Genomic DNA, 13,977 nt, shown 5'->3' on the forward strand with positions numbered 1-13,977 from the left:
GTGTGGGCGGTGGCCCGGACCGTCGTGCTGGCCGGGTCGCTGCTCTGGCTGCTCGGGCTGTGGTTGTTCCTCCCCGAGCTGCGCCTGGGGATGCGCGCCTATCTCGGCTGTCTGTGGGTCGTGGTCGCCTGGTTCGCCCTCGCGCGGACCAAGACGCTGACCTGGTCCGGGTTCCTGGGATTCTTCGCGCTGTGCGTTCCGTGGTCGGTCGGCATCGGCCTGGTCACGACGATCATGGCGGGCCAGGTCGCACAGATCGATCTGCTCGCCGTCTCGGAGACCGGCGCCCAGGTCGCCATCGCCGGCATCGTCGAGGAGGCCGGCAAGCTCGTGCCCATCGTGGTCCTGGCTTTGCTCGCGCCACGGCGGGCCGCCCGGTTCGCGGCCGTCGACTGGCTCTTGCTGGGCCTGGCGTCCGGCACGGCGTTCCTCGCCGTGGAGGAAGCCGTCCGACGCACAGCGCTGGCGACCGGCAACGCGGGCTTGGGTTCCTTGCTCGGCCTCGCACCCGACGCCGTCCTGCCGCCGGGGTACGTCCAGTTCGGGCTGACGCCGATCCCGACCCCGATGAGCGCGGAGGGAGCGCTGCTGGCGCCGACGTCGGCCGGGGAGTTCGGCGGGCACGCGATCATGACCGCTCTGGTCACCAGCGTGGCCGGGCTCGCTGTCGCGGCCTGGCAGGCTCGCCGTCGGCTCACCGGGGTTGCCCTGGCGGCGTCCTCCGTGGTGGTGCTGTGGTCCGCGATCGCCGACCACGCCATGTACAACGCCGGCATGGAGCTGTTCAGCGCTCTGCCCGGCGACGGCGACACCCCCGCCTGGCTGGATCCCGACTCCACGACCATCCCCTGGTGGCTGCGCGTCCCCTGGTCGTTCCTGGGCCAGGGGCACGGGCGCGTCCCGGTCTTCCTGCTCCTGGTGCTGGTGTGCCTCCTGGTCGACGCAGCCCGGCTCGCGGCCCGCCCTGCCGCAAACCTCACCGGGCGGCCCGTACCCGCCTGGGTCGCCCGGCTGGTCCCGGGTGGACCGGTTGTCGTGAGCGCGATCGCCGGCGCGATCACCAGTCTGGTCTGGATCATCGGACGCGACCTCGCACAGGCCATCGCCGGGCACGCCCGACGTCGAACGGACGGCAACGAGCCGGCCGAGCCCCGGCGGGTCGCCGCGGCACGTGGTGCGGCACTCGTCTCGGGGCAACGAGCGCTACGCGAGCTGGCCTACGAGCACGCCTCGGCACGTGTCCACCCGTGGACGCGACGGCTCGCGGCCGTCGCCGTCCTGGCCGGACTCGGCTGGCTGGTCTTCGCCGCGGCGCCGGCCACGGCCCGCGAGATCGGCACTTCCACGAACGACCAGTTCCAGCTGCCGGGCCCCAACCCCACGGACGCGCCGTCCGGTGTCCCGACGGGCCGGCCGACCGGGCTGCCCTCGGACTTTCCGTCGGTCCCGCCGTTGGACCTGCCCCCGCAGATGCCCACAGATCTGCCGACGAATCTGCCCAGCGGCTTCCCGACCGGGCTTCCGACCGACCTACCGAGCACCCAGCCGACCTTCGATCCGGACGACTTCCCGTCCCTCGACCCGGACTTCGTGTTCCCGAGCCTGCCGCCAAGCCCCGACACCGGTGAGTGGCTGGCCGGCGTGCTCGACGCGCTCGCCGACTGGTGGCACGACCAGCCCCTGCTCACCCAGCTTGCGATCGGCGCAGGGATCGCCGCGCTCATCGTCCTGTCCGGAGGGTCGCTCGGACTTGCCCTGGGCATCTCCGGCGTCCTGACCTGGGGCCTGGACAAGTCAGCAGGGATCGCGACCTTCGTCCGCGACCCGCGGCAGGCCACCCGCGACTACTTCGCGACCGCGACGCCGGCCCAGCTCGCTGCCGACACGCTCGGCGTCGCCCTGACGTTCGCGCCCGGCAACTTCGCCGGCGCCGCGGCCGGACGGATCGTGCGCAACTCCGCGGACGACCTGGTCGCCGACCCCGGCTTGTGGTGGGCTGCACGCCGCGACGCTTTCGACTGGGCGGACGAGACCGGCGCGATCAACCCGGCGCTCCTCCTCAAACGACATCCACGGAACCCCGCCGACCTGATCAAGGGCCACACCTACGACCTGGATGGAGCCCTGTACCGCGTCGACGACTTCGGCCGACCCGCTGGGATCGAGGCAAAGCTGACCAAGGACACGATCGGCGGCGCGACCGATCCGAAGGTCACACCTCTCGGTGCTGCGGATGGATTGCACGCCGGCCACCTTCATGGCGCGCTGCTCGGTGGGTCCAACGATCACGCCGCGAACTTCGTCGCACAGTACGAACGGTCGAACAATCCGTGGCAGCGCATGATCGAGCGGGAAGTATCCAGGGTGGTCAAGGCAGGTGAAGACGTCACCTACAAGGTCACCCCGGCCTACGACGGCGACGCCGTCGTCCCCTCGACTATCCACATCCGGGCCGAGGGCTCGGACGGGTACCGGCTTGACTACACTCTCCCGAACAAGGACCTGCCCCTCTACTCGGCCGAGGTCAAGGCCGGAAATCTTCCAAAGAACGAGCACGGCTTCCGCTTCGGCACAAGGGACCGAGCATGAGCACACAGAACTTGATCGACGCTGCCCACCTCAGGCCCCCCGTACAGCCGGTGGACTGGGTGCATGCCGAGCAACACCTCAATCTGCGGCTGCCTGCGGACTACCGTGAACTCGTCTCCGCGGGCGGGGCGGGCGTCTGGTTCGACGACCTACGGCTCTACTCGCCCGGCGATCCCCTGCGGAGTCATGACCTACTGGAATCGAACGGCGTCTTCGAAGATCTCTTGCTCCTCTGGGAAGACGACCCGGAGCTCCGTCCCGCGGACCTACCCGAGGACGCCCGGCTGATTGCCTGGGCAACCACCGGTCACGGTGAGACGCTCTTCTGGCGCGTCGATGCCGGGAACTCCTCCGGCGTGTATCCGATCTACGTCGAGGACGGCGACGGTGCGCGGTGGGAGAGATTCGACTTGTCGACCACTGATCTTCTGCTCGGCATCCTGCACGGAACAGTCAAGAGCCAGCTTTTCTCGGACCTCTTCATGGATACAGAACAGGTATTCCGCCCGTACACCCAGCAAGCGTGACGGCCAAGCAGACGAACCAAGCAGTCGCAGCCGTCCGACATGACTCGTATGCTTCCACGACCGTGAACAGGTCAAGCGCCGCTGAGGATTACCGGATCAAGATCTACGGCGAGAACCAACGAAGCATCCCCATCGGCACGAACGCCAAGGGCAAGGTGGCTCATGCCCACCCGGACGGCTTCACCTCACAGTACGGCGCCGTCGGAGACGCAAAGCACATCGGCACAACGACCAACTCCTACATTCTTGACACGCTCCCGAAGTTCCTCCGCGGGTACGCGGTGGGTCAAGTCCCCGGTAGTGGTGTAGCGGTTGGTGATCCTTGCACCGTCTCCATAACGGAGATCCTTGCAGGACCTGGAGCAGGGGACACGACTATTGCGACTACACCCGGTCATACGTGTGGCGCCCCCTCGATCGGTGCACAGCGAACGACGTCGGATCAGCGGCAACTCGACGGGCGCCGCATCACCCGCCCGATTCCCATCGGAAGTTTCCCTCCAACGCATCGGATGTCGGCGGGTCGCTGACGTCGCTTCGCCAGATCCTGCCGTGCTGGTCAACACCCGCGCGAAAAGCAGGTCCGGCAACGATCGTTGCCATGAGGTTCTCTGCTGCGACTCTCAGGGCTCCTTCGTTCTCGTCGACGTCAGGAAACACGTCACGAGCGTCGGCCTGCCTCGACCGGATCAGCGGATCCATTCCCCTTGCGTCGAGCAGCAACTCGACAGGGATCTCATCGTCTCCGAGCCGAACCGTCTGGCGAACCATCGCGCCGTCGACCTCGGCATCCGCTACCGGCGTTCCGACTCTCGATGCAAGGCGGACGGCGATCTCAATCGCAGCAGTGTCTGGCATCAGCGGCACTGTGCACTTGCCGGGATGGCGGTGATAATCCGCTTACTGACACGCGCGATTGCAACGTCTGGATAGTAGTTTCCCACAACCTCGCCGGTATCTTCGTTCACCAGATTGATCTTTCGCGAATAGCAGTACGTGTCGTTCGAGCCCCTGTACGTGACCTTGTCAGGATCCTTGAAGGCCCACAAAATTCCATAGTCCGCGATGTCGCGCCAGTTCTCCCGGGCCAGGGCCGCTTTTGCTTGCCACTGACTCAGATGATTCTTTACGGTGTGCCGATAACCCCAGTTCTCGCTGCCGCAGTTGAGAGTGGACGAACCGCCCGGCAGCCCTGCTCCTGGTGCTCGGTTCGTGAACGTTCGAACGACTTTGAGGTTCTCGTCGAAGATCCCGCAAGCACCCCAGGTGGCCTGAGGCGCCAGCCCTTTGTCACTATCGGCATCGCTCACATCGGCGACCCAACTGTGGCTCGAACCCTCCTCGACCATCAGCGCCGCGCTGTCACTTTGCGTCGATGCGACCGCAGTAGTGCCACCGACAGCAAGCATCGATACGGTCGCGAAGACCGCGACAGTGCATCGAGCAACTCTCAGGCGCACATTCCCTCCAACACGACGCCCCATCCGCCCGCACCAACATCTACCGGGCGTAGGTACCGGACGCAACTGCAGAATTTTTCCACTCATGGGTCAACATCACGACATCAGGACATCACGACACGCGAAGAGGCCCGAACCCACGAAACTCCGCGAGTCCGGGCCTCTCACCAGCCACGACGCCCGAAAATCCGGGCGGACGAACCTAGAAGTTGATCATGTGCCCAGCAATCCCATGAATCGACTCCTGCAGCGCCTCCGACAGCGTCGGGTGCGTGTGCACGTTCCGCGCCATCTCGTCGGCGGTCAGGTCCCACTTCTGCGCCAGCGTCAGCTCCGGCAGCAGCTCCGAGACGTCCGGCCCGATCATGTGCGCGCCGAGGATCTCGTTGTACTTGGCGTCCGCGACGAGCTTCACGAAGCCCGTCGGGTCGCCCAGGCCGTGGGCCTTGCCGTTGGCCATGAACGGGAAGGTCGCGACCTTGACGTCGTAGCCCTCGTCCTTGGCCTGCTGCTCGGTGAGGCCGAACGAGCCGATCTGCGGCGAGCAGAAGGTCGCGCGCGGCATCATGCGGTAGTCGCCCAGGGTCTGGGTCTCGGCCCCGCCGATGGTCTCGGCGGCGACGACGCCCTGCGCCTCCGCGACGTGCGCCAGCATGAGCTTGGCGGTGACGTCGCCGATCGCGTAGATGTGCGGCACGTTGGTGCGCATGTAGTCGTCGATGTCGATGGCGCCGCGGTCGGTGAGCTGCACGCCCGTGTTCTCGAGGCCGAAGCCGCTGACGTTGGGTGCGAAACCGACGGCCATGAGCACCTTGTCGACGACGAGCTCGCCCGGCTTGTCGTCCTTGACGCCCTTGTAGGAGACGGTGACCGAGGAGCCGTCGTCCTTCACGGTCTGGACGGCGGTCGAGGTCAGCACCTTGATGCCGAGCTTCTTGTACTGCTTGGCGATCTCCTTGGAGACGTCAGCGTCCTCGTTCGGCAGGGCACGGTCGAGGAACTCGATGATGGTGACGTCCACGCCGTAGTTCTTGAGGACGTAGCCGAACTCCATGCCGATGGCGCCGGCGCCGACGATGGCGATCGACTTCGGCAGCTCGCGCGTGAGGATCTGCTTCTCGTAGGTGACCACGTTCTCCGACAGCTCGACGCCGGGCAGCAGGCGCACCTGCGAGCCGGTCGCGATGATCGCGTTGTCGAACGTCACCGTCTCGGTGCCGCCCTTGTTGAGGGCCACCTCGATGGTGTTCGCGTCGCGGAAGGTGCCGCGGCCGTCGTACTCGGTGATCTTGTTCTTCTTCATGAGGAAGTGCACGCCCTTGACGCGCCCGTCCGCGACCGAGCGCGACCGGTCGAAGGCCTTCCCGAAGTCGAACGAGACGTCCCCGGACATGCCGAAGAAGTCCTTCTGGTGGTTGAAGATGTGGGCCAGCTCCGCGTTGCGCAGGAGAGCCTTGGAGGGGATGCAGCCCACGTTCAGGCAGACACCACCCCAGTACTTCTCCTCGATGATCGCGACGGACTTACCGAGCTGGGCAGCGCGGATGGCGGCGACGTAGCCACCAGGTCCCGCGCCGAGGAGAACGACGTCGTAGTGGGAAGCCATGGGTCAAGGGTATTAGGGCGCGCCAACCCCGGTGACGTGACGTCGGTCTCGTTGCGTGGACACGCGGGAACGCACGTCAACGCACGGTGTCGACACCCTTGTTGGCCAGGGCGTCCGCCCGCTCGTTGCCCGGGTCGCCGGCGTGCCCCTTGACCCACACCCAGCTCACCTGGTGCCGCGCGACCTCGGCGTCCAGCGCCTGCCAGAGGTCCACGTTCTTCACGGGCTGCTTGGACGCCGTCTTCCAGCCGTTGCGCTTCCAGCCGGCGATCCAGCTCTTCATGCCGTTCATGACGTACGACGAGTCGACGTGGATGATCACCGTGCTCGGCCGCGTCAGCGCCCGCAGCGCCTCGACGACGGCGGTGAGCTCCATGCGGTTGTTCGTCGTGACCTTCTCGCCGCCGAACAGCTCCTTCTCGTGCTCGCCGAACCGCAGCAGCGCGCCCCAGCCGCCCAGGCCCGGGTTGCCCTTGCAGGCGCCGTCGGTCCACATCTCGACGGTGCCCTGGAGGGGCGTCGGCATCTCGTCCGCCTGCACGGTGCTGCTGTCGGTCACGGCCTCACCCTAGCCGTGTCAGTGGTGCCGCGTAGCGTTGCGGGCAGACGTCGGACGAGCCCCAGCACCACTCTCGGAGGAACGGTATGAAGTTCGGTTTCATCAGCAGCTTCGGCACCATCGACGAGCACGTCGCCCTGGCGGGCGAGGTCGAGGAGCACGGCTGGGACGGCTTCTTCACGTGGGACGCGGTCAGCATGGACGGCGCGTGGGCCATGCCGGTCTACGACCCGTTCTCGATTCTGGCGGCCGTCGCGGCGCGGACCGAGCGCGTGACCCTCGGCGCCATGGTGTTCGCCGTCCCGCGGCACCGCCCGTGGGAGCTCGCGCAGCGCGCCCTGACGGTCGACCGGCTGTCGGGCGGGCGCCTCGTGCTGCCCGTCGGCATCGGCGTGACCGACGACCGCGGCTTCACCTCGGTGCCGGGTCAGGAGACGGGCCTCAAGGAGCGGGCAGCCCTGCTCGACGAGACGCTGGAGTGGCTCGAGCGGTCGTGGTCCGGCGAGGAGTTCGAGTACGCGGGCGAGCACGTGCGCACCGGCCCGTTCCGGTTCCCCGAGCGCCCCGTCGGCGGGCGCATCCCGGTCTGGCCGGTCGGGGTGTGGGACGCCGAGCGTCCGCCCGCCAAGAACCTGCGCCGCGCGCTACGGTGGGACGGGATCGTGCCGCAGCTGCGCGGCACGGCGGACGACCTGACGCCGGAGGACGTCGCCGGTCTGGTCGCCTGGCTCACCGAGCACCGTGACGGCGACACCGGCCGCCCGTTCGAGGTCATCCTGCAGGGCAAGCTCTCGCCCGACGCCGGGAAGGCCACCGAGCAGGTCGCCGCGATGGCGGAGGCGGGCGTGACGTGGTGGATCGAGTCGTGGTGGGACCCGGCCACGGACACGGCGGCGTCCCTGCGGGACAAGGTGCGTCAGGGGCCGCCGCAGATCTGACCGGCTGCCCCGCACCGACGCGAGGCAGGCACGGCAGCACTCCCTGACAGGAGACGATGTGACGAGCGACCGCCCGACAGCGCTGCGGGCCGACATCCAGGCGCTGCGGGCCGTCGCCGTGCTCCTGGTCGTGCTGTTCCACCTGTGGCCGAACCGGCTGGGCGGCGGCTACGTCGGCGTCGACGTGTTCTTCGTGATCTCGGGCTTCCTCATCACGTCGCACATCCTGCGCGACGCCGAGGCCGGGCGGTTCTCCGTCACGTCGTTCTGGGCACGGCGGATCCTGCGCCTGCTGCCCGCCTCCCTGCTGGTGCTCGCCGTCACGGCGGCGGCCGTGTGGTGGCTGGCACCCGGCCAGTACTGGGAGCAGTGGTTCCGCGAGATCGCCGCCTCGGGGCTGTACGCGCAGAACTGGCTCCTGGCCACCGACGCGGTCGACTACCTCGCGGCGGACAACGAGCCCTCCCCCGTGCAGCACTACTGGTCGCTGTCGGCGGAGGAGCAGTTCTACCTCGTCTGGCCGCTGCTCATCGGGGCGGCGCTGCTCGTGACGTCCGGGCGGGCCCGCCGCGCGGCGCGCTCACGGCACGGCGCGCACGGCGCCGGGCGCGCGCCGTGGCGGCCGGTCGCCGCGGCGCTGCTGACCCTCGTCGTCGTCGCCTCGCTGGTCGCCTCGGTCGTGTGGACGAGCTCCGACCAGGCGTACGCGTACTTCGTGACGCCCACGCGCGCCTGGGAGTTCGGCGCGGGAGCCCTGCTGGCCTTCGTCCCGAGCCTGAGCCGGTACCTCGCCCCCGCGGGCACCACGGGCGGGCGCGCCACGATCCTTCCTGCCGTCGCGGCCTGGGCGGGCCTGGGCCTGATCGTCGTCTCGGCGCTCGTGCTCACCGAGGCGACGCCGTTCCCGGGTGCCTGGGCCGCGCTGCCCGTCGTCGGTACCGCGCTGGTCATCTGGGCGCAGGCGACCGACCGGTTCACCGAGCGGCTCGCCGGCCTGCCGCCGGTCCAGCTCGTCGGGGACGTCTCCTACGCCGTCTACCTGTGGCACTGGCCCCTGATCGTCCTGCTCCCGTCCGCGACCGGGCACAGCCTGCGCACGCTGGACAAGCTCGCGATCGCTGCCGTCACCCTCCTGCTGGCATGGGCCACCCGGCGCTGGGTCGAGCGCCCTGTCCTGCGGCACCGGCAGCGGTTCGCACCCCGGACGACGTTCGTGGCCGCGGCGGTCGTCGGCTCGCTCGTGGTCGGCGCGAGCCTCGCCGGGGTGCAGACGGCGCGGCAGCAGGCCGCCGCCGCCCTCGCCGCCGCCGACAGCGCCCGGAGCGCCGAGTGCTTCGGCGCCGCGGCGCGCCCGCCGGACGGCGCGCCCTGCGTCAACCCGGACCTCGCCGGGCTCGCGGTCCCCGCGCCGGAGGCCGCCGACGACGACACGCCCGAGCCCTACGCCGAGGGCCCCGACCAGTGCCGCTGGACCACCCGGAAGAGCCCCGACCCGGCGCGCTGCGAGCGGGGCGACCGCGGCGGCGACGTCCGGGTCGCCCTGGTCGGCGACTCGCACGCCGCCCACTGGGCGAGCGGCCTCGTCGAGGCGGCCGAGGCCAACGGCTGGCTGCTCGACCTCTACACCAAGGAGGGCTGCGCGTTCTCGGACGTCATGCGGGTCCAGGACGAGGTCATCACCCCGGCCTGCATCGCGTGGGTCGACCGGGCCGAGCAGCTCCTGCTCGACGGCGACTACGACGTCGTCGTCACGTCGCAGATCAGCGGCAAGGAGTGGGTGCCGCCGGAGGGCACGGCGCCGGGCACGAGCCAGGAGCGGATCGCGGAGGACGGCCTCGTCACGCTGTGGGGCCGGCTCGCCGACGCCGGGCTGCCCGTGCTCGCCCTCGCGGACACGCCACGGCCGGACCCGAAGGTCATCGACTGCCTGAGCGAGCCCGGCGCCGACCCGGCCACCGACTGCCGCGTGCCGCGCGACGAGGCCACCCGCCCGGTCGACCCGCAGCGCGGCGCCGCCGCGCGCCTGGACCGGCCGGACGTGCGGCTGGTCGACCTCACGGACGTGTTCTGCGACGCGACGGAGTGCTTCCCCGTCATCGGCGGCGCCACGGTCTACCGCGACGACGACCACCTCACCGACACCTTCGCGGCCACCCTCGCGCCCTACCTCGCCGACGCGATCACGCCCCTGCTCGCGGACGCCTGACGCCCGGCCCCGGCCGGGAAACGGCCGGAAAACGGCCGAGCCCCCCGGGACCAGGTCTCGGCGGGCTCGGGCGGGCAGGCGGCGTCAGGTCAGACCGGCCGCGCCGCCTCGATCTCGACGGACGGCAGGTGCTTCGCCGGCAGCGTCTTCGGCCGCCAGGCCGCACGGGTCTGCTCGAACGCCGTGATGTCGGCCTCGTTCTGCAGCGTGAGGCCGATGTCGTCGAGGCCCTCCATGAGGCGCCAGCGCGTGTAGTCGTCGATCTGGAAGGGGACGGTGACGTCGTCGGCGGTCGCCGTCTTCGCGTCGAGGTCGACGGTCACCTCGGTGCCCGGCTTGGTCTCGAGGATCTTCCACAGGATCTCGATGTCCTCGGGCGAGACGACGCCCGTCACGAGGCCCTGCTTGCCCGAGTTGCCGCGGAAGATGTCGGCGAACCGCGAGGACAGCACGACGCGGAAGCCGTAGTCCTTGAGCGCCCAGACGGCGTGCTCGCGCGAGGAGCCGGTGCCGAAGTCCGGGCCGGCGACGAGCACCGAGCCGGCCGAGTACGCCTCCTGGTTGAGCACGAACGACGGGTCGCCGCGCCAGGCGGCGAACAGCGCGTCCTCGAAGCCGGTGCGCGTGACCCGCTTGAGGTACACGGCCGGGATGATCTGGTCGGTGTCCACGTTGCTGCGCCGCAGCGGCACGCCGACGCCGGTGTGGGTGGTGAACTTCTCCATGGTCAGCAGTCCTCTCAGCGTGCGACGGGCAGCGGCAGGTCGACGACGACGGACTCGCCCACCGACGGGGCCCCCACGCCGTCGAGCGGCGACCCGTCGAACGTGGTGATGTCGACGCCCTCGGGCAGGTCCAGGTCGGCGACGCTCGAGAGCGTCCCGCGGATCGCCGTCGCCGCGGCGACCAGCGGCGACACCAGGTGCGTGCGCCCGCCCTTGCCCTGGCGGCCCTCGAAGTTGCGGTTCGACGTCGACGCGGACCGCTCCCCCGGCGCGAGCTGGTCGGGGTTCATGCCCAGACACATCGAGCAGCCGGCGTTGCGCCACTCGGCGCCGAACTCCTTGAAGATCACGTCCAGCCCCTCGGCCTCGGCCTGCAGGCGCACCCGGGCCGACGACGGCACGACGAGCACGCGCACGTCCTCCGCCTTGGTCCGGCCCTTGACGACCTTGGCCACCGACCGCAGGTCCTCGATGCGGCCGTTGGTGCAGGAGCCGATGAACACCGTGTCGACCTTGATGTCGCGCAGCGGCGTGCCGGCGTCCAGGCCCATGTACTCCAGGGCGCGCTCGGCGGCGGAGCGCTCGCCCTCGTCCGCGATCTCGGCGGGCACGGGCACGGACGCCGACAGCGGCAGGCCCTGGCCCGGGTTCGTGCCCCACGTGACGAAGGGCTCGAGGTCGGCCGCCTCGAGCACGACCTCGGCGTCGAACTGCGCGTCGTCGTCCGAGCGCAGCGTCCTCCAGTACTCGACCGCCTCGTCCCAGTCCGCGCCCTCGGGCGCGTGCGGGCGGCCCTTGAGGTACTCGAACGTGGTCTCGTCGGGCGCGATCATGCCCGCGCGGGCACCGGCCTCGATCGACATGTTGCAGATGGTCATCCGGGCTTCCATCGACAGGTTCCGGATGGCCTCGCCGCGGTACTCGAGCACGTAGCCCTGACCGCCGCCGGTGCCGATCTTGGCGATGATCGCCAGGATGATGTCCTTCGACGTCGTGCCAGGGGGCAGCGTGCCGTTGACCGTGATCGCCATGGTCTTGAACGGCGCGAGCGGCAGCGTCTGCGTGGCGAGCACGTGCTCGACCTCGGACGTGCCGATGCCGAACGCCAGCGCGCCGAACGCGCCGTGCGTGGACGTGTGCGAGTCGCCGCACACGACGGTCAGGCCCGGCATCGTCAGGCCGAGCTGCGGACCCACCTGGTGCACGATGCCCTGGTCGGCGTCGCCGAGGCTGTGCAGGCGGACGCCGAACTCGCGCGCGTTGCGGCGCAGCGTCTCGATCTGGGTACGGCTCGTCTCGTCGGCGATCGGCCGGTCGATGTCGAGCGTGGGGGTGTTGTGGTCCTCGGTGGCGATCGTCAGGTCCGGTCGCCGTACCTGCCGCCCGGCGAGGCGGAGCCCCTCGAACGCCTGCGGGCTCGTGACCTCGTGCACCAGGTGCAGGTCGATGTAGAGAAGGTCGGGCGAGCCATCCTTGCCTCGGCGCACGAGGTGCGCTTCCCAGACCTTCTCCGCCAGCGTGCCGGCCATGCGGTTCGCCTCCTGTGATTACCTCTGCCAGAAACAACTTGGGGCCTCGACTTGCAATCTCACGTTCCGAGACGGCAATATCGCGGTATGGACGATACTAGCGGAGTCGGCGTCTTGGACAAGGCGGCGTCCGTCCTCGGGGCTCTCGAGGCCGGCCCTGCCACCCTGGCGCAGCTCGTCTCCTCCACCGGTCTGGCCCGTCCGACGGCGCACCGCCTCGCGGTCGCCCTCGAGCACCACCGGCTGGTGGCACGAGACATGCAGGGCCGTTTCGTGCTGGGTCCGCGCCTCAACGAGCTGGCCACGGCCGCCGGTGAGGACCGCCTCCTGGCGGCAGCGAACCCGGTGCTCATCGCGCTGCGCGACCACACGGGCGAGAGCGCGCAGCTCTACCGCAGGCAGGGCGACCACCGCGTGTGCGTCGCCGCGGCCGAGCGCCCGGTCGGCCTGCGCGACTCCATCCCCGTGGGCGCGACGCTCAGCATGAGCGCGGGCTCGGCGGCCCACGTGCTCCTCGCCTGGGAGGAGCCGGACCGCCTGCACCGCGGGCTGCGCGACGCGACGTTCACGGCCACGATCCTGTCCGGCGTCCGACGCCGCGGCTGGGCCCAGTCCGTCTCGGAACGTGAGCTCGGCGTGGCGTCCGTCTCGGCCCCGGTCCGTGGCCCGTCGGGTCGCGTCGTCGCCGCCGTGAGCGTCTCCGGACCCGTCGAGCGCCTGTCGCGGCAGCCGGGTCGCCTGCACTCGGCCGCCGTCGTCGCCGCGGCGAACAAGCTCACCGAGGTGCTGCACCGCGCCGTGCGGACGACGTGTGTGCGCCGTGAGCGGTCCGTGAGTGTTGGGCCGCCACGCCGGGCCTGGTGATTCCCCAGGTCGGGGTCGCGTCAGTAGTGTCGTCCGGGACGTGTGCACGCCGGGTGCGCACGCGCCTACGTCGGAGGAATCTGATGCCGCCTAAGGTGAGACTCATCATCATCTGGGTCGTGGTGATCTTCTTGCTCTACTCGGTCATCAACGACCCCGAGCGCTCCGCCGACGTCGTGCTCGCCCTCTGGGACGTGATCTGGGGTGCCATCGCCAACATCGGCACCTTCTTCGAGGAGCTCTTCACCGGGTCGATCGGCCGGTGACCACGTAGGGTCGGCGTCGAGCAACCGACCGCACCCCTCGGGAGGCCCGCATGAGCGTCGCAGCGGACTTCGTCCCGAACCGCGCCCTGCGGCGGTACATCCTGGCCGACGAGCGCGTCGTCGTCGCGACCCACCGGCACTGGGCCCGGCTCTGGGAGCCGATCCTCACGACGTCGGCCGCGTTCGTCCTGGCCCTGGCCATCCTCGTGAACGTCGACCCCGGCGTCCGCGACTCGATGGGCTGGGTCTGGCTCCCGTTCCTCGTGCTCGGCGCGCGGCTGCTGTGGAAGTGGCTGGAGTGGCGGTCGGAGTGGTTCGTCATGACGGACCGCCGCCTGCTGCTGCTCGACGGGTTCCTCGTGCACCGGGTGGCGATGATGCCCTCGGAGAAGGTCACCGACCTCGGCTACGAGCGGACCCCCGTCGGCCAGGTGCTCGGCTACGGCACCTTCATCTTCGAGACGGCGGGCCAGGACCAGGCGCTCGACCGCGTCGCCTGGATGCCCCGGCCCGACGCGCGCTACCGCCTCATCATCGCGACCCTCTTCCACCCCGACGCCGCCGAGGCCGAGGCCGCCGCCCAGGCCGGCACGTCGAGCCGGCCGATCGTGGTGCCGCCGTCGGAGCCCGCGCCCGCCGCGGCGCCGCCCGCGCTCATGCCGCGCATCGGCCGACGCAGCAACCCGCCCACCCAGCGCATCGAGCTCC

The 13,977-nt window shown here is 70.0% G+C and carries 14 protein-coding genes; 8 read left to right on the plus strand and 6 right to left on the minus strand.

Annotated features, from left to right (window positions below; translation table 11 throughout):
• Nucleotides 1–9: 9 nt before the first annotated feature.
• The 3 genes from HLB15_RS24730 (at nucleotide 10) to HLB15_RS25055 (ending at nucleotide 3,646) form a co-directional block, all read left to right on the plus strand.
• Nucleotides 10–2,589 (plus strand): DNA/RNA non-specific endonuclease, encoded by a 2,580-nt coding sequence (locus HLB15_RS24730; RefSeq protein WP_171104412.1) that lies wholly within the window; start codon nucleotides 10–12, stop codon nucleotides 2,587–2,589.
• Nucleotides 2,586–3,116: an SMI1/KNR4 family protein gene (locus HLB15_RS06080; RefSeq protein WP_171104413.1), complete on the plus strand. Its 531-nt coding sequence runs from the start codon at nucleotides 2,586–2,588 to the stop codon at nucleotides 3,114–3,116. Before HLB15_RS24730 ends, HLB15_RS06080 begins: the two co-directional genes overlap by 4 nt.
• A 62-nt stretch (nucleotides 3,117–3,178) precedes the next feature.
• Nucleotides 3,179–3,646, plus strand: a complete 468-nt coding sequence (locus HLB15_RS25055; RefSeq protein WP_505909235.1) for a restriction endonuclease fold toxin-2 domain-containing protein — start codon at nucleotides 3,179–3,181, stop codon at nucleotides 3,644–3,646.
• Here HLB15_RS25055 and HLB15_RS06085 read toward each other — a convergent pair.
• From HLB15_RS06085 to rnhA, 4 genes are all read right to left on the minus strand, one after another.
• Nucleotides 3,585–3,974, minus strand: coding sequence for a hypothetical protein (locus tag HLB15_RS06085; protein ID WP_171104414.1), 390 nt, complete (start codon nucleotides 3,972–3,974; stop codon nucleotides 3,585–3,587). The genes HLB15_RS25055 and HLB15_RS06085 overlap by 62 nt on opposite strands.
• A complete protein-coding gene (locus HLB15_RS06090; protein ID WP_171104415.1) occupies nucleotides 3,974–4,525 on the minus strand; it encodes a hypothetical protein in 552 nt (183 codons plus the stop codon). The genes HLB15_RS06085 and HLB15_RS06090 overlap by 1 nt, the downstream gene beginning before the upstream one ends.
• A gap of 253 nt (nucleotides 4,526–4,778) precedes the next feature.
• Nucleotides 4,779–6,182 (minus strand): dihydrolipoyl dehydrogenase, encoded by a 1,404-nt coding sequence (gene lpdA / locus HLB15_RS06095; RefSeq protein WP_171104416.1) that lies wholly within the window; start codon nucleotides 6,180–6,182, stop codon nucleotides 4,779–4,781.
• Nucleotides 6,183–6,258: 76 nt separating this feature from the next.
• Nucleotides 6,259–6,708: a ribonuclease HI gene (rnhA, locus tag HLB15_RS06100; protein ID WP_171104425.1), complete on the minus strand. Its 450-nt coding sequence runs from the start codon at nucleotides 6,706–6,708 to the stop codon at nucleotides 6,259–6,261.
• A 119-nt stretch (nucleotides 6,709–6,827) separates the two neighbouring features.
• On the opposite strand from rnhA, the gene HLB15_RS06105 reads away from it, so the two are divergent.
• Both HLB15_RS06105 and HLB15_RS06110 read left to right on the plus strand, forming a co-directional pair.
• Nucleotides 6,828–7,679, plus strand: coding sequence for an LLM class flavin-dependent oxidoreductase (locus HLB15_RS06105; protein ID WP_171104417.1), 852 nt, complete (start codon nucleotides 6,828–6,830; stop codon nucleotides 7,677–7,679).
• A gap of 58 nt (nucleotides 7,680–7,737) precedes the next feature.
• Nucleotides 7,738–9,885, plus strand: a complete 2,148-nt coding sequence (locus HLB15_RS06110) for an acyltransferase family protein (RefSeq protein WP_171104418.1) — start codon at nucleotides 7,738–7,740, stop codon at nucleotides 9,883–9,885.
• A gap of 89 nt (nucleotides 9,886–9,974) precedes the next feature.
• On the opposite strand, the gene leuD is transcribed toward HLB15_RS06110, so the two are convergent.
• Complete coding sequence (gene leuD, locus HLB15_RS06115) at nucleotides 9,975–10,610, minus strand: 3-isopropylmalate dehydratase small subunit (RefSeq protein ID WP_171104419.1); 636 nt, start codon at nucleotides 10,608–10,610, stop codon at nucleotides 9,975–9,977.
• Nucleotides 10,611–10,624: 14 nt separating this feature from the next.
• Nucleotides 10,625–12,139 (minus strand): 3-isopropylmalate dehydratase large subunit, encoded by a 1,515-nt coding sequence (gene leuC, locus HLB15_RS06120; protein ID WP_171104420.1) that lies wholly within the window; start codon nucleotides 12,137–12,139, stop codon nucleotides 10,625–10,627.
• 87 nt (nucleotides 12,140–12,226) lie between these two features.
• Between leuC and HLB15_RS06125 the strand changes: the two genes are divergently transcribed.
• The 3 genes from HLB15_RS06125 to HLB15_RS06135 form a co-directional block, all read left to right on the plus strand.
• Entirely contained in the window at nucleotides 12,227–13,003 is a 777-nt protein-coding gene (locus tag HLB15_RS06125; RefSeq protein WP_171104421.1) for an IclR family transcriptional regulator, read from the plus strand.
• A 95-nt stretch (nucleotides 13,004–13,098) separates the two neighbouring features.
• Nucleotides 13,099–13,269, plus strand: coding sequence for a hypothetical protein (locus HLB15_RS06130; RefSeq protein WP_020013705.1), 171 nt, complete (start codon nucleotides 13,099–13,101; stop codon nucleotides 13,267–13,269).
• 50 nt (nucleotides 13,270–13,319) lie between these two features.
• Nucleotides 13,320–13,977, plus strand: a 658-nt coding sequence (locus HLB15_RS06135; protein ID WP_171104422.1) for a PH domain-containing protein, incomplete at its 3' end; no start/stop codon positions are given.

The organism is Promicromonospora citrea, from assembly GCF_013004695.1.
Taxonomy (GTDB): Bacteria; Actinomycetota; Actinomycetes; order Actinomycetales; family Cellulomonadaceae; genus Promicromonospora; species Promicromonospora citrea.

What these genes read in the sequence shown, in the direction of transcription:
- HLB15_RS06085 (WP_171104414.1), bottom strand. Translation starts at nt 3,974, where the DNA reads ATGCCAGACACTGCTGCGATTGAGATCGCCGTCCGCCTTGCATCGAGA.
- lpdA (WP_171104416.1), bottom strand. Translation starts at nt 6,182, where the DNA reads ATGGCTTCCCACTACGACGTCGTTCTCCTCGGCGCGGGACCTGGTGGC.
- HLB15_RS06080 (WP_171104413.1), top strand. Translation starts at nt 2,586, where the DNA reads ATGAGCACACAGAACTTGATCGACGCTGCCCACCTCAGGCCCCCCGTA.
- HLB15_RS06105 (WP_171104417.1), top strand. Translation starts at nt 6,828, where the DNA reads ATGAAGTTCGGTTTCATCAGCAGCTTCGGCACCATCGACGAGCACGTC.
- leuD (WP_171104419.1), bottom strand. Translation starts at nt 10,610, where the DNA reads ATGGAGAAGTTCACCACCCACACCGGCGTCGGCGTGCCGCTGCGGCGC.
- leuC (WP_171104420.1), bottom strand. Translation starts at nt 12,139, where the DNA reads ATGGCCGGCACGCTGGCGGAGAAGGTCTGGGAAGCGCACCTCGTGCGC.
- HLB15_RS06125 (WP_171104421.1), top strand. Translation starts at nt 12,227, where the DNA reads ATGGACGATACTAGCGGAGTCGGCGTCTTGGACAAGGCGGCGTCCGTC.
- HLB15_RS06090 (WP_171104415.1), bottom strand. Translation starts at nt 4,525, where the DNA reads ATGCTTGCTGTCGGTGGCACTACTGCGGTCGCATCGACGCAAAGTGAC.
- rnhA (WP_171104425.1), bottom strand. Translation starts at nt 6,708, where the DNA reads ATGCCGACGCCCCTCCAGGGCACCGTCGAGATGTGGACCGACGGCGCC.